The organism is Sphingomonas sp. JC676 (genome assembly GCF_014489075.1).
In the GTDB taxonomy this organism is placed as follows: Bacteria; Pseudomonadota; Alphaproteobacteria; order Sphingomonadales; family Sphingomonadaceae; genus Sphingomonas.
The window spans coordinates 1-22,517 of record NZ_JACTGR010000001.1; the positions used below are offsets into that span (position 1 = coordinate 1).

23 protein-coding genes are annotated in these 22,517 nt (G+C 64.0%); 15 read left to right on the top strand and 8 right to left on the bottom strand.

Annotated features, from left to right (window positions below; genetic code table 11):
- Positions 1 to 110 precede the first annotated feature (110 nt).
- Positions 111 to 920: a hypothetical protein gene (locus tag IAG41_RS00005; protein WP_187726556.1), complete on the bottom strand. Its 810-nt coding sequence runs from the start codon at positions 918 to 920 to the stop codon at positions 111 to 113.
- 169 nt (positions 921 to 1,089) lie between these two features.
- On the opposite strand from IAG41_RS00005, the gene IAG41_RS00010 reads away from it, so the two are divergent.
- The gene (locus IAG41_RS00010) at positions 1,090 to 2,073 is read left to right on the top strand and encodes a hypothetical protein (RefSeq protein WP_187726557.1); all 984 of its coding nucleotides are present in this window, start codon (positions 1,090 to 1,092) and stop codon (positions 2,071 to 2,073) included.
- Positions 2,074 to 2,076: 3 nt separating this feature from the next.
- Positions 2,077 to 2,529: a hypothetical protein gene (locus tag IAG41_RS00015; protein ID WP_187726558.1), complete on the top strand. Its 453-nt coding sequence runs from the start codon at positions 2,077 to 2,079 to the stop codon at positions 2,527 to 2,529.
- Positions 2,530 to 2,745: 216 nt separating this feature from the next.
- Here IAG41_RS00015 and IAG41_RS00020 read toward each other — a convergent pair whose 3' ends face one another.
- Positions 2,746 to 3,228 carry a hypothetical protein gene (locus IAG41_RS00020; RefSeq protein ID WP_187726559.1) on the bottom strand — a complete coding sequence of 161 codons (483 nt, stop codon included), beginning with the start codon at positions 3,226 to 3,228 and terminating at the stop codon, positions 2,746 to 2,748.
- Positions 3,229 to 4,022: 794 nt separating this feature from the next.
- Complete coding sequence (locus IAG41_RS00025) at positions 4,023 to 4,442, bottom strand: hypothetical protein (RefSeq protein WP_187726560.1); 420 nt, start codon at positions 4,440 to 4,442, stop codon at positions 4,023 to 4,025.
- An 814-nt stretch (positions 4,443 to 5,256) separates the two neighbouring features.
- Between IAG41_RS00025 and IAG41_RS00030 the strand changes: the two genes are divergently transcribed.
- The gene (locus tag IAG41_RS00030; RefSeq protein ID WP_187726561.1) at positions 5,257 to 6,183 is read left to right on the top strand and encodes an ArdC family protein; all 927 of its coding nucleotides are present in this window, start codon (positions 5,257 to 5,259) and stop codon (positions 6,181 to 6,183) included.
- The gene (locus tag IAG41_RS00035; RefSeq protein ID WP_187726562.1) at positions 6,180 to 6,443 is read left to right on the top strand and encodes a DUF2958 domain-containing protein; all 264 of its coding nucleotides are present in this window, start codon (positions 6,180 to 6,182) and stop codon (positions 6,441 to 6,443) included. Before IAG41_RS00030 ends, IAG41_RS00035 begins: the two co-directional genes overlap by 4 nt.
- Before the next feature lie 230 nt (positions 6,444 to 6,673).
- Here the strand turns inward: IAG41_RS00035 and IAG41_RS00040 are convergent, their stop codons facing one another.
- On the bottom strand, positions 6,674 to 6,871 hold the full coding sequence (locus tag IAG41_RS00040; protein WP_187726563.1) for a hypothetical protein: 198 nt from the start codon (positions 6,869 to 6,871) through the stop codon (positions 6,674 to 6,676).
- A gap of 732 nt (positions 6,872 to 7,603) precedes the next feature.
- Between IAG41_RS00040 and IAG41_RS00045 the strand changes: the two genes are divergently transcribed.
- The 8 genes from IAG41_RS00045 to IAG41_RS00080 all read left to right on the top strand — a co-directional run bounded on the left by IAG41_RS00045 (position 7,604) and on the right by IAG41_RS00080 (position 13,804).
- Positions 7,604 to 7,900, top strand: a complete 297-nt coding sequence (locus tag IAG41_RS00045) for a DUF736 domain-containing protein (RefSeq protein ID WP_187726564.1) — start codon at positions 7,604 to 7,606, stop codon at positions 7,898 to 7,900.
- A gap of 279 nt (positions 7,901 to 8,179) precedes the next feature.
- Complete coding sequence (locus IAG41_RS00050; RefSeq protein ID WP_187726565.1) at positions 8,180 to 8,404, top strand: helix-turn-helix domain-containing protein; 225 nt, start codon at positions 8,180 to 8,182, stop codon at positions 8,402 to 8,404.
- Positions 8,401 to 8,967, top strand: a complete 567-nt coding sequence (locus tag IAG41_RS00055; RefSeq protein WP_187726566.1) for a S26 family signal peptidase — start codon at positions 8,401 to 8,403, stop codon at positions 8,965 to 8,967. Before IAG41_RS00050 ends, IAG41_RS00055 begins: the two co-directional genes overlap by 4 nt.
- Complete coding sequence (locus IAG41_RS00060; RefSeq protein WP_187726567.1) at positions 8,955 to 9,599, top strand: lytic transglycosylase domain-containing protein; 645 nt, start codon at positions 8,955 to 8,957, stop codon at positions 9,597 to 9,599. The genes IAG41_RS00055 and IAG41_RS00060 overlap by 13 nt, the downstream gene beginning before the upstream one ends.
- A 361-nt stretch (positions 9,600 to 9,960) precedes the next feature.
- Positions 9,961 to 11,934, top strand: coding sequence for a relaxase/mobilization nuclease RlxS (rlxS, locus tag IAG41_RS00065; RefSeq protein WP_316251056.1), 1,974 nt, complete (start codon positions 9,961 to 9,963; stop codon positions 11,932 to 11,934).
- 48 nt (positions 11,935 to 11,982) lie between these two features.
- A complete protein-coding gene (locus IAG41_RS00070; RefSeq protein ID WP_262408397.1) occupies positions 11,983 to 12,174 on the top strand; it encodes a DUF6771 family protein in 192 nt (63 codons plus the stop codon).
- Positions 12,175 to 12,220: 46 nt separating this feature from the next.
- Positions 12,221 to 13,129, top strand: coding sequence for a HEPN domain-containing protein (locus IAG41_RS00075; RefSeq protein WP_187726569.1), 909 nt, complete (start codon positions 12,221 to 12,223; stop codon positions 13,127 to 13,129).
- A 240-nt stretch (positions 13,130 to 13,369) separates the two neighbouring features.
- Positions 13,370 to 13,804 carry a hypothetical protein gene (locus tag IAG41_RS00080; protein WP_187726570.1) on the top strand — a complete coding sequence of 145 codons (435 nt, stop codon included), beginning with the start codon at positions 13,370 to 13,372 and terminating at the stop codon, positions 13,802 to 13,804.
- 249 nt (positions 13,805 to 14,053) lie between these two features.
- Here IAG41_RS00080 and IAG41_RS00085 read toward each other — a convergent pair whose 3' ends face one another.
- The 4 genes from IAG41_RS00085 to IAG41_RS00100 are packed head-to-tail and all read right to left on the bottom strand — an operon-like array spanning position 14,054 to position 17,881.
- The gene (locus IAG41_RS00085) at positions 14,054 to 14,836 is read right to left on the bottom strand and encodes a hypothetical protein (RefSeq protein WP_187726571.1); all 783 of its coding nucleotides are present in this window, start codon (positions 14,834 to 14,836) and stop codon (positions 14,054 to 14,056) included.
- Positions 14,836 to 16,167 (bottom strand): hypothetical protein, encoded by a 1,332-nt coding sequence (locus IAG41_RS00090; RefSeq protein WP_187726572.1) that lies wholly within the window; start codon positions 16,165 to 16,167, stop codon positions 14,836 to 14,838. Before IAG41_RS00090 ends, IAG41_RS00085 begins: the two co-directional genes overlap by 1 nt.
- Positions 16,164 to 17,711, bottom strand: coding sequence for an N-6 DNA methylase (locus IAG41_RS23405; RefSeq protein WP_187726573.1), 1,548 nt, complete (start codon positions 17,709 to 17,711; stop codon positions 16,164 to 16,166). The genes IAG41_RS00090 and IAG41_RS23405 overlap by 4 nt, the downstream gene beginning before the upstream one ends.
- Positions 17,708 to 17,881 (bottom strand): hypothetical protein, encoded by a 174-nt coding sequence (locus tag IAG41_RS00100; protein ID WP_187726574.1) that lies wholly within the window; start codon positions 17,879 to 17,881, stop codon positions 17,708 to 17,710. Before IAG41_RS00100 ends, IAG41_RS23405 begins: the two co-directional genes overlap by 4 nt.
- A 533-nt stretch (positions 17,882 to 18,414) precedes the next feature.
- On the opposite strand from IAG41_RS00100, the gene IAG41_RS23410 reads away from it, so the two are divergent.
- From IAG41_RS23410 to IAG41_RS00115, 3 genes are read left to right on the top strand one after another with little or no spacing between them, the layout of a single operon-like run.
- A complete protein-coding gene (locus tag IAG41_RS23410; protein WP_187726575.1) occupies positions 18,415 to 19,809 on the top strand; it encodes a 3'-5' exonuclease in 1,395 nt (464 codons plus the stop codon).
- Positions 19,806 to 20,498, top strand: a complete 693-nt coding sequence (locus IAG41_RS00110) for a DarT ssDNA thymidine ADP-ribosyltransferase family protein (RefSeq protein ID WP_187726576.1) — start codon at positions 19,806 to 19,808, stop codon at positions 20,496 to 20,498. Before IAG41_RS23410 ends, IAG41_RS00110 begins: the two co-directional genes overlap by 4 nt.
- The gene (locus IAG41_RS00115; RefSeq protein WP_187726577.1) at positions 20,495 to 22,273 is read left to right on the top strand and encodes an ADP-ribosylglycohydrolase family protein; all 1,779 of its coding nucleotides are present in this window, start codon (positions 20,495 to 20,497) and stop codon (positions 22,271 to 22,273) included. Before IAG41_RS00110 ends, IAG41_RS00115 begins: the two co-directional genes overlap by 4 nt.
- The last annotated feature ends 244 nt before the right edge of the window (positions 22,274 to 22,517 follow it).

The following is a 22,517-nucleotide window of genomic DNA, read 5'->3' on the forward strand; positions in this document are numbered from 1 at the left end:
CTGTCGCGTTCGCGTGGCCGTGACGGGATTGGGGTTCTGGCAGTTCAGCCGACTTTCGCCCGACCGGGTCGAGCCACCCGAGAGACGGCTGCACCGCAAACCCGGAAGTGCTATGATCGATGCGCAGCGGCGGATCCTGTAGCTTCGCTACCCGCCGCCGCTGCACCCAATTCCGCGATGTGGATGCGGAACTTGCCGGTGCGATGTAGCGCCGCTCTGCTCAGATCCTGCGTCCCGCTGCTCTGCTTCAGAGCTGCTCTGACGATGGCCTTCGTCCCGCGCACTTCAAGACCAGCCAGGCTTGCGGTCAGGGCGCCCAGGATCAAGGAGGAAACCTGCATGAAGCGACTTTGAGCGGTCACATCATAGTGGACGCGTTCTCTCCATTCCGGCCCGAGCAACTTCTCAGCGACGGCTATATAAGGCACACGGCTCGGCGTGCCGCATTTCCAGGCCAGTATCCCGTTGCCGGCCCGCTGAGGAACGGCTTTGAGGAAATCCGCATACTCTTTGTCAATCAGCGCCAGCCAGGATTGGCCCTTCGCCAGATGCGCAGCATGCGGCACGAACATCATGGAAAAATAAATATCAGGCTGTCGCATGACATAGCGCATCGCCATTCTTGAAAATCGCAATTTGCTCCTGTCGCTGGATCGGTAGGACAGCATGCGGGCGTAGCCGGCCGATCCGGCCAAATTGGCCAGCGCTTCTTCATGGCGAGCCAGATATCTGCTGCGAACAATCGCTATGGAATGCGGTCCAAGCCTGCGCTGGCCGCTCTCGAGGATATGATAGTCGATTTCGGCTTCGCCCGGTGACGTGAAGACGGCCTCTGCAGGGCTGGACTTTGCCGAGTGACCCCAGGCCGCGGCACCTGCCGAAATCAAAGCGCTGAGCGCGGTTCGACGATCGAGAAGCATCGGAATTTCCATTCCAACATGGGCCGGGTCGCAAGGCGCCCGCGCAGCAATCGGCGATCTAACATCTTTTGGGCGCAACCAACAGAACAGCCACCCGGCAGATCGCCTCAAGTTGGAGTTCGATAGAGGCTTATGATAGCGTCAAATGGCGCAAGCGATTGGGGACAGAATGATCCAGCGGTCGGCAGGACGGATTGGCTCAGGAACCCGCTGGGTGTTGCTGTCGCTTCTATTTGGCGCCTGCGCTTTATTCGCGACGGATCGAGTTTCGTCGGGCGCGCCGCAAGATAATCCGTGCCCCGCGCAACTGTCGGGCGCGATTTCCAGGCCTCCGGCTTACGAGTTCCGCTACATGTCTCGCACCTGGCGCGTGGGCAATCAGAACAGGGTAGGCAATTGCGTTCGGAATTCCGGCCGTCGCGGCCTTTTCATCGACTGGCGCAAGGCGAATCTCTCGGGCTTTGTCGCGCCCGGAAAGACGGTGTTTAGCATCCTGCCGAGCGAGCAATCTGCCAGCGTCGCGGAGCTATCGCCGTTCTTCTATGGGGCTCGCCCGACGCGCATCGACGTCGAGACCATGGTGCCCGCGGCGAGACCGGTGCGATCATCCATGGTCCCGGCGATGCTTTGGGACATTTCGCGCGGGTTCCTTCCGGTCGCGGCAACAGCGGACATGTCGCCTTCTGCTGAGCAGCGCAGCGCGATCCAGATCTTCGTGCCAATGAACGCCGCCGCATTGACCCTTGCGGCAAAAACCATGGACCGACGCACGCTCATCAAGGAGATCGAAGATCATCCAGAACGCCTGACCGAACTCGTCATGGCGTTCACGAGCACACAGTCCATATCGGGCAATGGCCAGGTGAATCTGACCTATGACTGCGTCTATCGAACCGCGAACCAGGAAGGGATGGAGGGCGATCCGCCGTTTCGAATGCGTATCGTAGATCCGGGTTTTCACCGGTTGATGTTCGGTACCAGCGACACGGTCGGGGTCGGTAATTGGGAGATTACCAATCCGGAATTCGAAGCGAAAATAGAAATTCCGGTCGGGCGCGCAATACGCCTGGTGGCTACTCGGATCGATATATTCCTTGGGGACGGAACAACCAGGATCGGATCCATCCCGATCAATTACCTACAGCCGGAATAAATCATGGATCAACACGACGGAAGCAAAAGTGGCCCATTTGCCAAATGGCAGATATTCGGGCTTCCCGCCTTCGCTTCCGCGCTTGCGCCATGGTACGGCAAGCTTATCGACGCGTCGCTTATCCCTGAATGGTATACGCCATCTTTGAACATCGTTGCGTCGGTATTGGGACCACTGGTTTGTTTTATCTTGTGGTTGACGTGCGCAAATTCCAGCAGACATAGAGTTATCGGGACTGCATTTTTATCGCTGGCGACATTCGTCCTGTCGATCGCGGCCTGCCTCGTTTTGACATTTACGGTCGATATCTTCTGGTATCCCGATGAGAGGTCTGAGATGATCCTTCGACTATTATGGCCGTTGGCTTATCTTATGATCTTTGTTGCGTTCTCATCCACGGTGGTAAGCGGCTTGTTGTTGATGGGCTCTCCGGACGTCGGCAGATCTCGGCGCTAGTCGAGGTCGGACGCCAGCCGTTTCCCGGCGACTGTCTGACCGTTGCCGTCTCAAAGTCCAATGTTCGCTAGTGGATCGTAAGCGGACGTTCCCGTAAGTCCGCCCCGGAACGGCAGGTATCAGGCCTTCGGCTCCCATAAGCTGCCGGTCTGCAAACCACCCACTTCCGGTCATTTGCGGCGTATAAATCGATCAAAGCCGCGGTTACATTCCTAATTATTTTGCGGCGATAAGGTCGTATATTCTCGCCGTTCCGGATGTATTTTCATCGCTCGCAAGTGCAATCGCTCTGCCCGAATTGGAAAGGTATGCGACTCTGCAAAGAGTAGCCTGAGATTGAGATATGCACAGCTTTCCACCCGATACTTTCCATTTGCCGTAGGTTGTCGTTGGTACAATCTCCATATCGGTCCTTATTGTGGTACCATCACGCCTAAATATTATAACGAAGTTTGTTTCGTGGAATGGAGCGTCGCTTTTCGGTCTCACAGCTACGAGAGGTAGGAGGTTTTTTAGTTCGGCATCGCCTGCAGGGTGAAAGTCGGACCTTAAAAGGACGGAAACCGATACATCGTTCTGATGCGGTGTTGCCTGATTTTTCGGCTTGTCCTGGTGATGCGCAACCGCGCTGTTGGCAGTTCCGAACACGGGCAAACCCAGTGCCGCCGGTAAAATCGCAAATTCCCTGAGGAAAAACATCTAAAGTTCCCTCGACTGCGTAGTATCTCGATAATTTCAGACACGATATCAACCGGACAGACCGCTTCAAGATGAAGATGGCCTTCACTATTTTTACCCTGACAACCGATCTTTTGTGTTAGGCTCGCCAACGCGCTTGCTCGCGAGAGTGCTACCGTGGCACTGATCGCCCATCTCAAGCTGCAGATCGAGAAGCTGAAGTGTGAGCAGTATCGCGCCAATGACCGCTTTTAGACTTCCCCGCGACGGCACTGAACGACCGCAAGTGGGGCGTTTGCAACCACGCAGGCCCGTTTTGCGCTCACGGCCGCTTGCGCCCACGTCCTGCCGTTGAGGGTCTAGCCGAGCCTTCCCACTTGCGGACAATAGGGTTCCCTGCCAGCCTTGGTTTATGGGTGAAGTGATCAAGCCAAAGCTGGCAGAGAGATCCGGAATGGCAGGGGCCACTATCCGTGAGCGTCTCGCGGTTGCTTTGATCATGTCACCGACCATTCTACTCTGCATCCCGATATGGGGAGCGCTCAATCAGCCCTCCTTGTTGATCAAGCACTGGGATTTTTACCTGCTGTTTTTAGGAATTCCCTACGCTGTAGCGCTCGCGCTCTGGTTGGGAGCCCGGCGTTCTCGCCGATCAGCCTAGGCCGGTATTTGCAATCTCGCCGCCAAGCTTTCTTCTCGATGGATGTCCGCTTCGAGGTTATGCCTGCCAAAAGCAGACGATCGGCAAACCACCATTCTTAGACATTCGCGGGCGATCGTCGGCTTGGCCGCCTCTGAACGGCGAGAAGTGGTAGTTAGCGGACATTGGGGCACTTGGAGCTGATCATGTGCGCAACAACCGGATCGATGATGACCGCTTTCATCTTCGCGTGCGTCGGCAACGAGCACAGCAGGGTGCGGCTGATCTCGTCACCGATCACGCCACTGTCGGAACGGTAGGCAGGGTCGCTGCCGCGATAGTGATCGTCGAGAATCAACACGGCGTTGTCTGCGCCACTCCGTTCCGCGACGAAGGCATTGGACTTCCAGCGGTTATTTTGCGGGACGATCGTGCCGATTGGCAGGTTTTCCTGCCCACGAAGCGGCTGAAGTACGTCTGCGTTGAAACCCTTGTCGTGCGCATTCTTCTGGAAGCTGGAATAGAATTGAACCGCACAAGCCAACAACGCGCCGATCAATGGCCAGGGTAAAACCTTGAAAGCCGTTCGATACATCGCACTAGCTAGCCGCCTGCGAGGAATGTCCGCAACTGGGGCGGAAGCTGCCGTTGCCCTGATCAATGAACATGGGGTAATCGCGGGAGCGCACTACCTTGACCATCGATGGCATGGAGGACGGTGGCTGTTCCCCGGTAGATGAAGGTGCGGGCTCACGACTGGCAGCCGGGCCCATACATCGGACGGAGAACGAACCCTTGCGGTTTCGCCATACCCCTTCAGCAGGGCCGGGCCCCGCAACGCCCCTGAAGCGGTGAGGGGCTGAGGACGCACACTGCCGCCTGTCGGCGGACAGGGTGCAGCGCCTGGTTGCGGCCCCTCGGCATTCCGGCGACTCGATCGGGCGGCGCGCCCGGTTTCGGCGCGGACGACATCTGCCTCCCGTCGCTCGAAGCCCGGTTCGACACCGCTGATCCGATCGCTCTGCCGGGTGCCTGCCCTTGTGGACGGCGGCGTTGCCGCCGCGGCTTCGATGTGGTCGCCGCGGGCGCGGCGGCGTTGTTCGTGGCCGCTCCCGGAACCGGGATGGTCGGCGCTCCCGTCTAGGCCCGCCGCGGGCGGCGGCAACCGGCGCTTCGCGCCGGTCCTCCACTCGCGTTCCGGCCTTTCAGGTGCCTCCACCCGCTCGATGCGGGCCTCTCTGGTCGCTCTCGCCGCCCACCCCGATTCCGGGGTGCGGTGTGGTTTTAGGATCAGGAGAAGAAGGATGGCGGTTCAGGCCAGGCGGAGCCGTGCCCGGGACAGGCTGGGGTCAAGGGCGAGCGGGGGAGACGGGGCTGCGGGGCCCGGCGAGGGCCGGGCGTCGGGGCCGATGCGCGGGAGTCTCTATGAGGAGGTCACCGCACGGATCATTGCCGAGTTGGAGGCCGGGCGTTTCCCATGGGTACAGCCGTGGAGCAAGGTTGCCACGCGGCCTTGCCTGCCGCGTAACGCGGCATCCGGGCGACCCTATTCGGGGATCAATGTCCTCATCCTGTGGGGCGAGGCGATCGCGCGCGGCTATTCCGGGCAGGGCTGGCTGACCTTCCGGCAGGCACTCAGCTGCGGGGGCGGGGTGCGCAAGGGCGAGCGCGGGGTGACCATCTGCTATGCCGACCGGTTCACCCCCGAAAAGGAGCGCGAGCGAGCCGAGGCCGAGGGCAGCGCGCCGGGCTCGGTCTCCTTTCTCAAGCGCTTCACCGTCTTCAATACCGACCAGATCGACTGGGGCGACAATTCACCTCCCGCCTTCGCGGTCGAGCCGCCGCCTTTGCCCGAGCGCGAGATCGTGCCCATCGGCGAAGCGTTGATTGCCGCGACCGGTGCGGACTTCCGGATCGGGGGCTCGCAAGCCTATTATTCGCCCGCATTCGATTATGTGCAGGTGCCACCGCAACCGGCCTTCACCCATCAGGTCGACTATTACCGCACCGCCACGCACGAGCTGGGCCATTGGACCGGGAACGCCAAGCGCCTCGGCCGCGACCAGAGCGGTGCCTTCGGATCGGCGGCCTATGCGCGGGAAGAGCTCGTCGCCGAACTGAGCGCGGCCTTTGTCTGCGCGACCCTCGGGATCGAACCCAGCGTGCGCCATGCCGACTATCTGGCATCGTGGCTGGCGGTCCTGCGCGCCGATGATCGCGCGATCTTCAAGGCGGCGAGCCTCGCCGCCAGGTCCGCCGACTATCTGCTCGGCTTCCTTGCCGAGCCTGCCGCCGTTGCCATCCGGGCCTCCAGCCTTGCGGAGATGGCGGCATGACGCTCCTTCCCGATGCGCTGCGGGCAGCGCTGCTCACCAATGGCGCCGAGCCGCCCGACGACCCGGCGCCGTTGCTCAAGCTGTTCAATCCGCTGGGCCCGGCGACATGGCTTGCCACCGCACTCGGCAGCGATGGCGATACGCTGTTCGAGGCAGCCAGCACCGATGTGCCGGGAATGCGGAGCGATGGCGGGGGAGACGCAGAAGCGCCTCAGGTTGAAAGCCAGATCGAGACGGTTGCCGAGCGGCTTGCCGCCTAGAGCCGGGCAGGGCGATGACTTCGGTCGCTGCTCTGCCAGGGCCGATCACGGCACAAAAAATGGCCCGGCAGGCGAACCTGCCGGGCCACTAAAGTGAAAGAGTTCCCCCCGTTAAAAAAGGAACCCCTCGGGTCGCCCGGTTCCCCTAGCCGAAGGCGCGCCTAGGGGATTGTACGTATGCGACATGGAGAAAATTTTTTGCCCCGCGGGTTTCCGACCGCGTTCGGCGATCAGCCGCGCTTCCCGCGCAGCGTGTTCACAAGCGCGATCGCGGCGATGCCGAGGAACGCAGCGCTGGTCCAGGGCCGCGCCTTGGCGAAGCTCTTCGCCTTCTCGGTCAGCGGAGCGTCGCCTGAGAAATGGGTGCGGAACGCGTCGGTCAGCGCGGTCTTCTTGGTCGGTGTTTCGGTCGCGCCAGCATCGCTCATCGAAATTCTCCGTCCGGCCGCGGAACTGCGCCCGTTCAAACCGTCCAACGCATATGCGGCGCCACGGTGCCGCTCATGGGCTGAATCACGAATCCGCGCGATCGGGTAGTCGTGATGCGACCCAACGCCTGATGACTCCTCGTCACCGCTTGCGCCGCAGGGCCCATATCAGGCTGGCCAGGCTCGATACGAGCGCAGCCAGTCCCAGAAGCATCGCTTCGTTTAGAATGATCATGACAGACTCCGTCCTCTGGAGTCGGCTCATGTTCACTTTATGTTCCTACATTTCAAGCGCGGATTGCGCTGCGGGCGCATGACCGAGGATTCGCCTGGGTAGCTGGACATCGGCTCGATCTGGGAATTGCAACAGCTTACGCTGGAGGGACCAATACAATCTGAATCGCTGGCGCCGTGATCTGACGCGAATTCCCCGCGCCACGCCGTTCGAACCACGCGTTTGCCGACCTGCTGCAGGGCCCGCCGTGCCTCTCGATTGGGCTGTCTGGCAAAGCGGTCCGGGCCCGGCTGCGCCGTGCCCCGGCCTGATGCCCACAACGGCTTCACCGACTTTCTTCCCCGCCGCTGAAGCGGCTTCCTCGCGAGGCAAGAAACCCGGCTTTCGCCGTCCTCCGCTTTGCTTCGGCCCTTCGGGTGCAGACCGGCCGCCGCCTCGCCTGGTCGACGCCATCGAGGCCGCAACGGGCGGCTTCGACAGCAAGACAGGAGACTATCATGGCACAGATCGGCACCTTTACCCGCGACGAAAACGGCAATTTCGCGGGCACCATCAAGACGCTTTCGCTGAACGTGAAGGCAAGCATCCGACCCTCGACCAAGGATCACGAACGCGCTCCCGACTATCGGGTCCATGTCGGCCAGGTCGAGATCGGCGCGGCCTGGCAGAAGACCTCCAAGGAGGACCGCGACTATCTCTCGGTCAAGGTCGACGACCCCAGCCTGCCGGCTCCGATCTACGCGACCTTGGTCGCGGGCGAGGGCAGCGAATTCAATCTGATCTGGTCCCGCTGAAACCGTCACGGCCCCGCCCGGAAACACCGCGGCGGGGCTTTTTCCCGGTTCTTCAAGCCGGGTCTCGGGCCCTCGACACGGCCCGGAATGCGCCTCCGCCGGCGAGGTTTTGGACCCGGAACGGCATGGAGAAACGCTCGATCCGGCGCCGCTCGCGAGGAGGATCGAATATCGAGGGGGCCGAATTTCGAGCCTCCGAACGCTTCCGGTGATCGCCCAAACGCCGCCCGGGACGATGAGCCTGGCTTCATCGCGGGCATGAAAACGGGGGCTGCAAACATGGAAGATGAACATCTGCGCGCCATCCAGGCGAGGAAGGGGAGCCCCTTCCTGACCGACGCCCAGACGGCGCTCTACCTCGGGTTGACCCGGCAAACCCTGCAGAGAATGCGCACGCGGGGCGACGGCCCTCGCTTCCGGAAGCATGGCCGGTTCGTGCGCTACCATATCGAGGATCTCGATAGCTGGTCGATGTCCGTCGCCAGCGAGAAGACCCGCAAATGAGCGACGATCGGGACACGCCGCCGTTCCGGCTTCGCGCGGAACTTCGCGCCCGCCGCGCCCGCCGCAAGGTCGGGATCCGGCTCGCCCTTGGCCTTGCCGGTATCGCCGCGCTCGGCGCGACGATCGTGGCGCCGCCGCTGCCGCGCTTGCTCTGGAACGCGTCGGCAAGTGCGCCGATCGGCCTCTATGCGATCCATCCCGCCGCGCCGCTCGTGCGCGGCGACGGCGTTGCGGTGCGCACGCCGCTTGCCGTCCGAGCGCTCGCCGCCGAGCGCCGCTATGTCCCTGCGAACGTCCCGCTGTTGAAGCGGGTGGCGGCGGTGGCGGGCGACTTCGTCTGCGCGAAGGGACCCGAAATCCGCATCAACGCGCGGGTCGCCGCGCTGCGGCTGCCGCGCGACGCGGCGGGCCGGCCGATGCCTTGGTGGAACGGGTGCAGGGTCCTCCGCCCAGGAGAATATTTTCTGCTGATGCCCGCGCCGGCGTCGTTCGATGGCCGCTATTTCGGGCCGGTCCGGGCGTCCGCCATCATCGGCAAGGCGATGCCCCTATGGGTCCGCTGATCGCTCTGCTGGCCCTTGCGCCAGGGGCAAGCGCCGCGGCGCAAGCCGCCGATTTCGCCAGCCCCTGGGAGGCGATGGTGATCGAGGCGTCCCAGCGTTTCGGCGTACCGGAGGCCTGGATCTACCGCGTCATACAGGCCGAAAGCGGTGGCAGGACCATGGTTCGGGGACGGCCGATCACGAGCCCCAAAGGGGCCATGGGCCTGATGCAGCTGATGCCCGCCACCTATGCCGACATGGCCTCACGCCACGGCCTCGGCGGCGATCCCTATTTGCCCCGCGACAACATCCTGGCGGGCACCGCTTACCTTCGGCTCATGTACGATCGGTTCGGGTTTCCGGGGATGTTCGCGGCATATAATTGCGGTCCCGAGCGCTACGAGGCCTATCTGCAGGGCCGCCAGGGGCTGCCTGCGGAGACGCGATCCTATCTGGCTAGGATCACCTCGCGAAGATTGCCGCGGGCTCCGGAAGCTCCCTCTCAGATGGCCGGCGAGCCGCCCGCGCCGCCTCGGGTCACGGTGTTTTTTGCGCGCTCCGGCCAGTCGGACGGCGCGGACGCGGCAACGGACAAGGAGCAAGGATCGGGCATTTTCGTGCCGCTGCATGCCCGGGATTCCGACCCGAAATGAGGCGGGTTTGGCGGTTGATCCGTGTCCGGCCGGGCCAGCGCTTGGCGTCCCGGTCGCGGCATGCGCAGAGCTTGGGCGATCGGCAGACCGTGGCATGGGGAGCCCAGGTTTTCGCGAGCCGGAAGGGCAAGAGACGGGAGGAGAGCGAAAGCAAGATAAAGCAATGGCACCATGCCGCCCCGATGGTGGCGGCAAGTGCTTGTCTGCACATCGATTTTGGAAAAGCTGGGATGGCGCCATGCCGGATGGCGGTGGCGCCATCCCCCTTGGAAGTCGCGGAAATCCGTCCTTTCCATGGCGTCATGGGCCGCGGGACGCCGGGGCCTTCCCTGTTCGGCTCTGTCCTCGGAGCGCGCAGCCGGTGACCGACGACGACGAATTCGAGCCCCGTCTGGGCAGGATGCGGGCCAAGGGCTCGAAGCGCGGCCGGAAATATCTGCACCAGGTCCTTCAGGCTGCCGCGCTGGCGGCGACCGGCAAGGGTGCGCGCCGGGCCTTTTACGGCAGCCGGATCGGACGCGGGGCGGGGGCGGGCCGCGTGCTCGCCAGTCGCGACGCGCTGGGCCGCTTCCGCCAGCGCCGGGTGATCATCAAGTCCCGCGTGGTGCGCCTGGCGGGAAGGGGCATGCAGAATGCCCGCGCCCATCTGCGCTACATCCAGCGGGACGGAGTCACGCGCGAAGGTGAGCCCGGCAGGCTCTACGGCGCCGAGCGCGATGCCGAGGACGGCAAGGCGTTCCTCGATCGCGCGACCGACGACCGCCACCAGTTCCGGTTCATCGTCTCCGCCGAGGACGGCGCGGAATATGTGGATCTGAAGCCGCTGACCCGCCAGCTGATGGCGCAGATGGAGGAGGATCTCGGCACCCGCCTCGACTGGGTGGCGGTGGACCATTTCAACACCGGCCATCCGCACACCCACATCATGCTGCGCGGGTGCGACGATCGCGGCCAGGATCTGATCCTTGCGCGCGAGTATCTGTCGACCGGTATGCGGGAGCGCGCCGCCGAGATCGTCGATCTTGATCTCGGCCCCAGGACCGATCGCGAAATCCAGCGGCGGCTGCTGCGCGAAGTCGACCAGGAACGCTGGACAAGCCTCGACCGCCAACTGGTGGTATCGATCGACGAGCGCGGCTGGGTAAGTCCGGCACGAAACGCGCCGGTCCTGCAGGCGGCGCTGACCGGTCGGCTTGCAAAGCTCGAACGCATGGGACTGGCGGAGCAGGTTGCACCCGGGCGCTGGCGGCTCGATCGCCATGTCGAGGCCGTGCTGCGCGCGATGGGCGAGCGCGGCGACATCATCAAGACGATGCACCGGGAGCTGGCCCAGCGTTCGGCCGGGTTGGTTGCCCCCGACGAAGATCTGTCGATCTTCATGCCGGTGGCGGCGCCGCAGCCCCTCGTCGGCCGCCTGGTCGCGCGCGGCCTCTCCGACGAACTGCGCGACCATCACTATGTCATGCTCGACGCGACCGACGGGCGCACCCACTATGTCGATCTCGGCCGAGGGGACACGCTGGAGCCGCTTCCGGACGGTGCGATCGTCCGTGTCGAACGACGCGCGGCACAGGTTCGCGCCGCCGACCGCGTTGTCGCCGAGGTCGCTGCCGCCCATGGCGGCCGCTACAGCATCGACCTCCACTTGCGCCACGATGCTTCCGCGACCCAGGCCTTTGCCGAAACGCATGTCCGGCGGCTGGAAGCGATGCGCCGCCTGACAGGCAGCGTCGATCGCGACCCGGACGGGAGCTGGCGCATCGCCCCCGACCATCTCGAGCGCGCCGAGGCGTTCGAGCAGCGTCAGCTGCGCGATCGGCCGGTCACCGTCGAGATCCTGTCCCGGCTGCCGCTCGAGCAGCAGGTCGGGACCGATGGCGCGACCTGGCTGGACCGGCAGCTGACCGCGGCCGATCCGGTGCCGCTCGGCGACGCGGGGTTCGGAGCGGCGGCGCGCGATGCGCAGCGCCAGCGCATCCGCTGGTTGATGGCCCGAGGATTGGCTGAGCAGGGCGATGGAGCGCCGGTTTTCCGGGCCAACCTCGTCGAGGTCCTGCGCCGCCGCGAATTGTTACGTGTCGCCGGGCAGCTTTCAGGTGAGCTCGGATTGTGCTTCGTCGAGGCGAAGCCGGGCGACCCTGTCGAAGGTGTCCTGCGGCGGCATGTCGATCTCGCGAGCGGCCGCTGCGGCGTGGTCGAGAAGAGCAAGGAATTCACCCTGGTGCCGTGGCGTCCGGTGCTGGAGCGTCAGCTCGGCAAACCGGTCGCCGGCGTGATGCGCGAGCACGGCATCTCCTGGACCATCGGGCGCGGGCGCGGACAGTCGATCTCGTGACTTGGCAATGTTCCTGGTTTGTGCCAGTTTTCCGGCATGGACCGACTCATGCCCGAACCGCCCTTCGATGCGATCTCCACGGCGATCCTCGCCGCGCCCGGCTGGGCGCGTGTCGGCATCACCATGCCGGACAGCCGGATGCGCGAGCAGGCGGCGGAGGCGTTGGCGCGCGCGATCGTCGATGGGCTTAGGCATATCCCGGACACAATGACTGAGGATCAGCTGGCACTGCCGATCTGAATCCATTTGGGGTTGCATCGGCGTGCGAACACGCGAACCTAGGCCTATGAAAACCGACCTCGACCATCTTCCCGAACGCAAGCGGCGTGAGCTGGAGCAGGTCGTGAAGATCCTGTTCGAGGAATTCGAGGACGCGCTCGCTGGCCGCAATGCGCCGCATCGCAAGGCTGGGCGCATCCTCAAGATAATTCTGTTCGGATCCCATGCGCGGGGCGACTGGGTCGAGGACCCGGTCGGCGGTTATTTCTCGGATTATGACCTGCTGGTCGTCGTGAACCATGACGAGCTGGCGGACGTCGCGGAATATTGGACCGCGGCCGAGGACCACCTCGTCCGCGATTATGTCGTGACGAAACGGCTCAAGACCCAGGTCGGCTTCATCGTCCACAGCCTGACCGACGTGAACCGGCAGCTGAAGCACGGCCGGTACTTCTTCACCGACATCGTGCGCGACGGGATCGCGCTGTACGAGGCGCCGGACCATCCGTTCGCGCATCCCGAGCCGCTCTCCGAGGAAACTGCGCTGGCGGAAGCGCGAGGGTATTTCGAAGAGTGGTTTCCGAGCGGAAAAGCCTTTCTTCGAAGCGCGGAATTCATGAAAGGAGAAGGGCGCCCGAAGGAGGCGGCATTTCTCCTCCATCAATCGGCAGAGCGCCTCTATCATTGCTTGCTGCTCGTTCGAACGCTGTACAGCCCGAAGTCGCACAAGCTGAATTTCCTCCGCGATCTATGTGAAGAGCTGGAACCACGCCTCATCGTTGCATGGCCGCGCGACACCAAGTTCACCCAGCGATGCTTCGAGCTGCTCCGCCGCGCCTATGTCGATGCGCGCTACTCCCCCCACTACAAGATCACGGCAGAAGAGCTTGGGTGGCTCATCGAGCGGGTGACGGTTCTACAAGATCTCATTCGAGCTGCCTGCGACGAATGCATTGCGGACGACGACCGGCAGTAACAGATCTGAGCGTGACCAAGTTCGCGGTGGGCCTACCTATCAATCGCAATGTTTGTCGAACTGTTAGGAGTCCGAACTTGGCCAGGAAGCGATGGCGACTTTTCGCCCCAATCTAAGACATTCGACGCAGTGCCCGCGCAACCCAAAGCGGTCGGTCGTTTAAACAGGACAAGCCGGACCGCGCTCTGAAGTTAGCTTGTAGCAATAATCCAATGAGCTCGGCAGAAAGGGGGCAAGGCGATGAAGGATTGGGAGCGTGCATTCCATGAGCGATTTGAGATCAGCATCAGTCCACGTCATCCGCTGACGACGAAAATCCTTGATGCCCACGCTACGATCGAGGGCGAGCTTGATGCGTTTGCTCAAGCAGCGCTGCCGCGGGCAGATCGACTTCGTGGTATGGGCTTTGTGCAGAAAGCAAGCTTGTTCGCAGCTAGTCTGGTTCTAGTCGACGCTATTGTTGATCCGCTCGTGAAGGCACTTTCTCGGGTCAATGAGTTGCGAAACTCGGTGGCGCATAACGCGCCCGAGCACGAGATCGAGCAAAAGCTTTCGGTCTTCATGAGCGGTCTGCCGCCTTCGGCGGAAGCAAGCCGCGACTTTGATAGCTCGGTGGCCTTCCTCTTGGGTACGATCGTCGTCGCGGCAAACGAACATCTGAGAAGGTCAGCTTAGCGCCCAAAGTCGGTCGTTCATTACCTTGATCGCAGCAGCGGGAGCGGTCATTCGCTAACCCTCGTCTCCCTCGTCTCCCTCGTCTCCCTCGTCTCCCTCGTCTCCCTCGTCTCCCTCGTCTCCCTCGTCTCCCTCGTCTCCCTCGTCTGCGAGTGCGCGATCATCTCCGTGCGCGCCGGATGCGTGAACGCGTCCATTTTCCGGCTAGCGGAACCGGCGGGATCGCAGTGAATCGGGTTCTCGCGGGACCTATGGGCTGAGCGGGGAATGGCGCTCGGTGCTGTTGGTCGCACGGCTGGTCGCGGCGGCCGGAGCGGACGTTCCCCGCATGTCGATCCAGAGATGATGCAGCGCAATCGGCACGCCGCTAGCCCGCGCGTTTTTCGACCGATGCCGGACTATGCGCAGCGTGGCGTCGCCGGCAATGCGCCGCAGACCGTCTCGGTGCGACCAGCCGCCGATCCCTGCCTTGGTAAGCACGAGTATCCACCTGTTGATGCGCACCAGCCACTCCTCGAGCTTTCCGGTCTGGACGTAGCCAATCATGACGCCGACGCTGTGCGCCGATCCGTGGGCGCCGCTCTTGAAGCGCTGCATGCCACCGGTGGTCCGCTTCTGCGTGTGCAGGTATTCCCGCCGCTCGCGATCCTTGGCCACGGGTGTCGGGAGACGCTTGCATTCGATTGGTAGGATGGGGTCGTAGAGCGAGTGTCGGCGGCCATCGATCCATATCACGCACCCGCACGGACCGGGGACCAGATCTAGCGTGCGCCCCCCGGCGACGGGGTCGGGCACCTCTCCCTGGAACACGATCATGTCGAACCCGGCCGTCCGGGTCGCGCTGTTGAGGAACTGGCAGAGCTGGGCCGTGAGCCGCGTCTCTGCGGTGGCCGGCGGCCGGCCGTAATCGTCGCGCCAGCTGGCGAGCTGGCCGTATATAAAATCTATGACCGCCTCGAGCCAGGCCGACGGACGGTGGAGGGTCGGCGACAGGCTGCCAACCGGTCCGGCGGTCGTTTCGTCGGCGAGCACTAGAAGCCCTGCTCGCGAAGATCGGCCAAGACGTCGTCCGCGTCCCTGAGCGCCACCGAGGGCAGCCAGTAGCGCAGGCGGTCCGGCTTCAGCAGGAACACGAAGGATGTGTCGTAGACCCTCGCCACGCGGGTCATGGTGAGCGACGATCCTCGCGAGGCATAGAGGAGCGCGTCGAGACGGCCTGTGAGCTGCTCTGTCTGCGACCAGTCCAGTTCGGCGTCCCCAAACGCGAACGCCTGGATGACCGTGCCGCCGAGGTCGAGGAAGCCCGATGGTCGGAGCGGATTCTTCGGATAGAGGGCGTTGACCTGTTGCGCGAAGGCGGCGGCGAACTGCTCGATGCCGTCCGCCGCCCTCCGGCGCGCGAGCGGCGAGGAGTTCCCGAGGCGGACGTAGTCGAGATAGTAGTCGACGATGTCGTGCGCGATGCGGAACTCGTTTTCGCTGAGGTCGAGGCCGACCGCATTCGGATCGAAGGGTAGGTCGTAGACGTCGCGGGCGGATAGCGAGGTCGCCTTTTGCGATAGCATCTTTACGCTGATGGCGGCGACGTAGGCCCGCAGGCCGATGGCCTGCGACCTCAGCCATTTCGCTACCGGCTCCAGTTCCTCCGCGCGACGGGCGGGAAAGCCGACGATCTGCGTCCGGTAGGTGAGGTAGCTCTCCGTCCACAGCACGCTGGGTAGGTCGGCATGCTCGCGCACAAGCAGCATAGGCGGCGTGAAGCGCGAGGGGCTGCGCGGCCGCTCAATGGGCTTGTCGTCGACCGTGCCGATGCGCGAGCGGTCGACGCCGTCCAGCGTCAGGGCCTCCGACGGCAGGACCCGCTGTCCACGGAGGTGTTCGGCCTCGGTCGCCCGCTCGAGTGCGCCTTCGATGAACCCTTCTCCGTAGTCCCAACCCATCGCCTCGGCGTAGGCGGCGAGCGACGGCATCTCCCGCAGCCGCTTGACGAACGCGTAGGTACGCGCGCCGCCGAGCAGGTTCGACCGCCACAGGTCCGGGCTGTGGTCGGTCGCAGCCGCGATCCTGGGAATGCGGTGGAGGTCGTAGCTGTCGATGTCGAAGCGCTGGCTGGCGTTCGCGCGCGCGGTCCTGCGGAAGACGGCGTGCAGGATGTTTCCTTCGGGGGACGGCGGCTCGGCGACCGCGATGACGGTCACGACCTTCGTGTCCTTGGAGAAGAGCCCGCGAACGGACACGAAGTCGAGCACCTCGCGCACGTTCCAGCTGGCCAAGAACAGTCTGCGAAAGTCGGGTTTCTCGTTGTAGAGCAGGTTGTATTGCTGGAGCATGCCAAGGATGCCGCCGGGCCGGAGCAGCTTCATGGACTCGTGCAGGAAGAGGTAGGCGACCTGAAGGTCGGGGAGCCTGCCGTGTCCTCGACGTATCGCGCGTAGGCGGTCTTGGCTCCCTTCGTCTTGAGTCCCGACTTGAAGGGCGGATTGCCGACGAGCACCGCCACGTCCTCCGAGAGGAGCCCCTCGTGTTTCGCGGTGAAGAAGCAGGAGTGGGTGAGGCTCGAACCGAGCAACTTCGGGAACAACTCCGGCGTGGCCCGGATCTCCTCGGGCGTTAGGCTATCGCACATCGCTAGGCAGAGGCTGAACGTCGCGAGTTCGATCGCGCCCGGGTCATTGTCGACGCCGTGCACCCGGCTGAGGATGTCGCGCAACGTCTCGACGCTAGGTCGCGCCCAGCCGTTGCGGGCGCGCCAGCGCATAACGATTCGCTTGAAGGTCTCGACCAGGAAGATACCCGATCCGCAGGCCGGGTCGAGGGCGACGTCGCCATCATCCAGGATGCGGTCGATCCGCGCATCGTCGAGCACCTCGTCGAGGATGAGGCGCACGAGCGCCGGCGGCGTGTAGACGCTGTCGGTGGGATCCGACACGAACAGCTCGTAGATGTTGCTAATGACCTCGACCGGAAGGTCCTGGAACGAGTAGAGCGCCCATAGGCTCATCTGGCCGGACCGCTCCTCACGCGCCTCCACCAGACGGCTGAACTCGGCGAGCTCCGTCGTCGTGCCGATCGTCGCCAGTTCCTGCTCGTCGAGCGAAAAGACGTCGCCGTTGAACAGGATCTTTAGAGCGTCGAGCATTTTCAGCAGGGCCGGACCGTCGGCGAGGACGGCCGCGAACGTCTTGGCTCCCTCGAGGAAGCTCGGGAAGAAGTTGTCCGGCAGGGCGTCGCGCTGATCGAGATAGGCGACCAAGAGCGACAGGATCAGGAGGCGGCGCTGGAGCCCATGTTCGAGCGCACTGTCGGCGAGAAGCTTCGCCCGGAGGTTCCTGACGGCAGCGACGAGCCGGCGGGGCGCGGAGTCGTCGGACGAGAGCAGCTCATCAGCGATAGCGGGATCGTCCCAGAGCGTTCCGGTTCTGAGCCGTCGGGCGTCCCACCAGGCCTCCGCGTTGGCGACGTCGGCACCGACACGGAGGATGTCGAACGGTCTACAGACGAGACGGCCCTTCTCGGCAAAGTCGGGTCGGTGCGCGCATCGGAAGAGCTGAACGGCGCCCGCAACGTGGCGGTAGACGAGGGGCACGCCTCCCCAGCTCCAGAGACGCTGATGGATCTCGGCGAACCGCTCGTCAGAGCCATCTGCGTCCTTCGCGACGAAGACGAAGGCCTGGGGCGCACCGTTGCCGCCGTCGGTGCCAGCCTCGAAGAACACCGCGTGGGCGCCGTAGCCGGCCGCTTTCTCGAGCGCAGACACTTCGTGCGGCGGGCGGTCGGTCGGATCGTAACCCTCGACCTGGACCAGCCCCTCGGGACGCACGTCGCCGGCGGGATACTGGGTCAGCCAGCCTGCATCGACCGGCGTAGACGCGGCCCGTTCCGCGCCCTTGCGAAGCTTGCCGGTCACTTGCGGTCCGCCTTGCGGCTGAGTTCGAAGCCCTCTTTGAGGAGGTCGAGCATAGTCATGCCGCGTTGCGCGGCATAGACCTTGTAGGAGCGCTTGAAGGCGTCGGGTACCTTGAAGTTGAGCGTCTGCAGCTCTGTCGCGTGGGGTTCGCCGACTTCCTTCTTTGGCATCTAGCGGTCCCCGGCGGACGCTGGCCCCTCCCGCGTCCTAGCGTCTCCGTAGCATCCGCGACGTTACACTGAAAGAGGGAAAGCCGTTATTCCGTTTATCCAGAAATAATGTTTTCGGTATTTAATGATTTCTGTGTCACGTGTCATGACGCGGTTCTCTGGCCCTCCATGCCGGAGGACCGGACATTCCCTCGTCTCCGCTATATCCGCGTTTCCCGCTTGGGCGGCGCCTGATGCGCCGCGACTGTCGTGGGATCGGTTCAGGGGATCCTCTCTGCCTCATGCGAGCGGGGACGGGCGCGGCGGCCCTCAGGCTGGGGAGTAGAGGGCCTGGTAGGCGACGGAGGCCGCGTTCGATTCGCGCTAGGTAGTCAGCTCGCGTCTCGCCGGTAAGCTGCGCGGGCTGGTGTTGCTCGCGCGGGATTGCGGCCGCGAAGTAGCTCATCACGCCGGTCCTGCAGCCGACTCTACTTCCACACCAAAGCGACCTAAGCTCGGACCAAGAATCACGTTGAGCAGGAGAGACGAAGAGCGTGGCGCTCGCAACACCGGTCGATAGACAGCGCGAAGTCGTCTACCTCGGCGGGGTAGGTCATAATGTCGTGCTCGGCACTGCCGGGAGCGGCAAGACCTCGATGGCGATACTGCGGGCTGCTTATCTTTCCGATCCGCGCCGACCCGATCATGGGCGAACTTTGCTCATCACGTTCAACAAGACGCTCGGCACCTATATCCGCCACATCGCGAAAGACGTGCTCGACCGCGTCAAGGTAGAGAATTTCCATCTCTTCGCGCGCGGCTACCTCGCGTCACGCGGCCTGCTCCCGGACGGCTGGCTGCTGCAGCCGCATCGCCGACAGACCTTCGTTCTCGCGGCGATGGCGCAAGTAAAGGCGCTCGGGAGTGGCGACGCGCTGCTCAGCCGACCGGTCGGGTTCTTCGAAGACGAGATCGAATGGATTGCGCGACATGGGATATCTACCCTGGCTGAGTATGATGCCACGCCGCGCACCGGACGCGCCGAAGCGCGCATGCTCAAGAGCCAGCGACCGGTCATGTGGCAGGTCTATGAGGCGTATCTCGCGCTACGCGCAGCGCAGGGATTTCAGTACGATCTCGACGATATCGCAGGTGCGGTCGCCGCAGCATTCGACGTCGACACGAACACCAGACTTTACAAACATGTCATCGTTGACGAGGGCCAGGACCTCAGCCCGATCATGCTGCGCGCGCTGGCGAAAGCTGTACCGGCGGGCGGTTCGCTCACCTTCTTCGGCGACATCGCGCAGCAGATCTATGGCCATCGCATGTCATGGCGCTCGGCCGGGCTGCGGCCGGCAAAGATCTGGAACTTCGAGGAGAATTACCGCAACACGAAGGAAATCGCCGACCTTGCACTCGCGATTTCGCGCATGCCCTATTACGCCGAAGCGGCTGATCTCGTCTCGCCGCGGCAGCCGACGGCCGCCGGACCAAAGCCGACGTTGATCTGCTTCCAGGACGAGGACGCGGAAACCGACTTCGTTGTCCGCCGCGCCGCCGCGCTCGGCCAAGGGCGCAGCGTCGCGGTTCTCGCCCGGACGAAGGAACTGGCGACTCGAATTGCGTCGCGGCTACCGGGCCCGGTCCAGCGGCTGACGCGCGATCTCGGGGCATGGTCGAGCAACCCGGGCGTTTCGACGGGGACGCTGCACAGCGGGAAAGGGCTCGAGTTCGACGCAGTGATCATGCCGTTCCTGTCCGATGCCCGCTTCCCCAACCCGATAGCAGTCGAAGCCGACGGGCTGGAAGAAGCATCGGCGGGCGATGGCCGGCTGCTCTATGTTGGCGTCACACGCGCACGCTCGGAACTCATCCTAACCCACACCGGTGAGCCCACGCGGCTGCTTCCGCCCGAACCATCGCTCTACACCAAGGTGACGCGATGACGGGAGTGCTCGCCGACCGGGTCGCAGCGCGAGGCATCAGTCGCGTCTGCCACTTCACACCGTCGCGCAGTCTTGCGCACATTCTGGCGGAAAGGTCCGGAATTCGACCGACGCGCGAACTCAGCGAGGACGAGCGCCGGCTCTACAATCCGACCGACCTGCTCCGGCTCGACGGGCACACCGACCATGTCTGCTGTTCGATCGAATATCCCAACGGCTGGTATATGGACCGCGCCCGCACGGCAGAGCTTCTGTTTCCGCGCTGGGTCGTGCTGTTCCTCAATCCGGCGGTGCTTTCGATTCCGGGCGCGCTGTTCGCGCCGCGCAACGCGGCCGCCAGTGCGGTAGCGCTGCGGCCGGGGCCGGTTGGGTTCGACGCGATGTTTCCTGCCTCGAGCCGCGGCGCATACGGTAAGGTTTTTCAGCGAGGCGCGAATCATCTTGCCTGCTCGCCGACCGACGATCAGGCCGAAGTTCTTGTGCCGGGCCGAATCCCGGTCGAGGATATCATCGGGATCGGCGTCAAAAATGCCGAGCAAGGTGCGGAGGAACGTCTGAGTCTCGAATATTGCGGCATCGACCCCGCGGGTCTTACCTTCGTCGTCGCCCCGACCCTTTTCGACAAATATGCGCAGAGCGCAGCGATCCGCCGCGGCGAGCGGCCGGTAGAGACGGTGCTCGCGCTGTGATCGATGCCACCGAATCTCGCCGCAATGCAGTGCAGCTCGAGCGGCGCAGTGAAGCGGCGTTCTTGGGCGCGGCGATCGGCGATGCGCTTGGCTGGCCGCACGAGATGCGCGCGCGACGGTCCAAGACGCGGGCGAGCGACGGGGGGCTGCGCTACGAGGATTGGATCAAGCGCGGCGGCGGGCGCTTCCAGGGCTATGAGGAGCAGATCGCTGCCGGCAGCTATAGCGACGATACGCAGCTAATCCTTGCCGTGGCGCGTGCGCTGCGCCGGAACCGCAAGGCGTGGTGGGAGGTGCTGGCGCATCAGGAGCTGCCGTTCTGGACGATCTACGAGCGAGGCGGCGGTGGCGCTACGAAGCGCGCGGCGTCTAGCTGGGCGCAGGGAACCCAGCCGTGGCACGGCAAACTCGCGGAGACTCGCCGTTACTTCGAGGCTGGCGGAAATGGGGTGGCGATGCGTATCCTGCCGCATGCGGTGCGGCGCGCCGGGGAGCACAGTTTCGCGCCTCTTGCGCGCGACGTGATGGCAGACGGCGTCTGCACCCACGGTCATCCGCGCGCGCTCATTGGCGCGCTCGTCTATGCTTTCGCCATGTGGAGCGCGCTGCGCCACCGCGGTACGCTCGAGTTCGGACAGCTGATCCACGAAGCGCTCTCGTCGAGCCAAGAATGGGGCAAGTTGCCGTCGATAGACGAGCAGTGGCGCGACTGGGCCGAAGTTGCGCACGGCAGTTTCGATGTCGAACGCGTTTGGGACGAGACCGTTCTCGAGCAGGTTCGGCTGCTCGAGCAGGCGGCGGGCGCGATCAACGCGGGGGCTGCAAGCTTCGACGAGGAGACGCTTACCGAACTCGGTTGCTTCGATCCGCGCGTCAACGGTGCTGGCACCGTGACAGCCGCAGGGGCGATCTATCTCGCGTCACGCCACGCCGCCGATCCGCACGAAGGGTTGCGCGCGGCGGCACTCGCGCGCGGCGCCGACACCGATACGCTTGCGTCGATGACCTGCGGGTTGCTCGGCGCGGCGGTCGGGGGGAGTTGGATCGAGCGCTATGTCGATCCACTGCAGGACGTGGGGGCGATCAGGCTTTCCGCTCATGCGCTGCTGCGCGGGGAGGGTGAGGACGCCGAACTTTACCGTGTCAACCGTAAAACGCTCGGTGCATTCACACGCAGTCTCACAGATGTCCCGCACGGCGGGCGGGCGTGGCTGCCGATTGGCGTCGCGGCCTCGGTCGAACCGTGGGACGGGATCGTCTCGAAAGTCAGTAGCACGCAAGCTGCCGGCTGGAGGCTGCGGGCGGACGACGGCCAGACCTATTTCCTCAAGGTCTTCTCCCGTGCCGGCGCGGCGGCACGCGAGCCGAGTCGCACGCCGACCCCCGATCGCGACCTTTTCGCGCGTCAGCAGCCGTCGAGCGATTTCAACGTCGGCTTGCGGATCGCGGTCGCCGATCTGGCGCGGTCGCGACGATTCTACCAGGGTCTGGTCGGTCTTGCGGCGAGCCGCGAGGGGCGAGACTCGATCAGTTTCGGGCGGCTCGCGCTTAAGGCCGGCAAACCGGCGGAAAGCGACACGTCGAACTTTCGTCTCTACATCGAGCGCTCCGATCTTGCGGCCTGTTTCGAGCGTCTCGAGGACGCCGAGGTTGAGATCGTAACGCCGATCCAGACGCGCGGCGATCGCCGTCACTTCCGGTGCATCGACCCTGATGGCTACGACGTCGAGATCTACGAGGTGAGACAGCCGTCACGTCTGCGGGCGGACGGATAAGTTTGCCGCCCGCGGGAGTGGCGCGCCGGAAGAGGGAAATCGCGGCACGCTTGCGGTCCTTTGCAAATCGCCACCGCCAATAGACGTGTCGATACCGAAAATTCGCCGCAAACGATGCAAGACCTTACCGCCAAGGATATTGGACTGGGTCGACCCGGAGGGGATGGCCGGGGACTATACGGGGAACTTCGATTGTGCGCCCTTTCGCATCACGGTCGATACCGACGATAATGGAGCTTAGCCG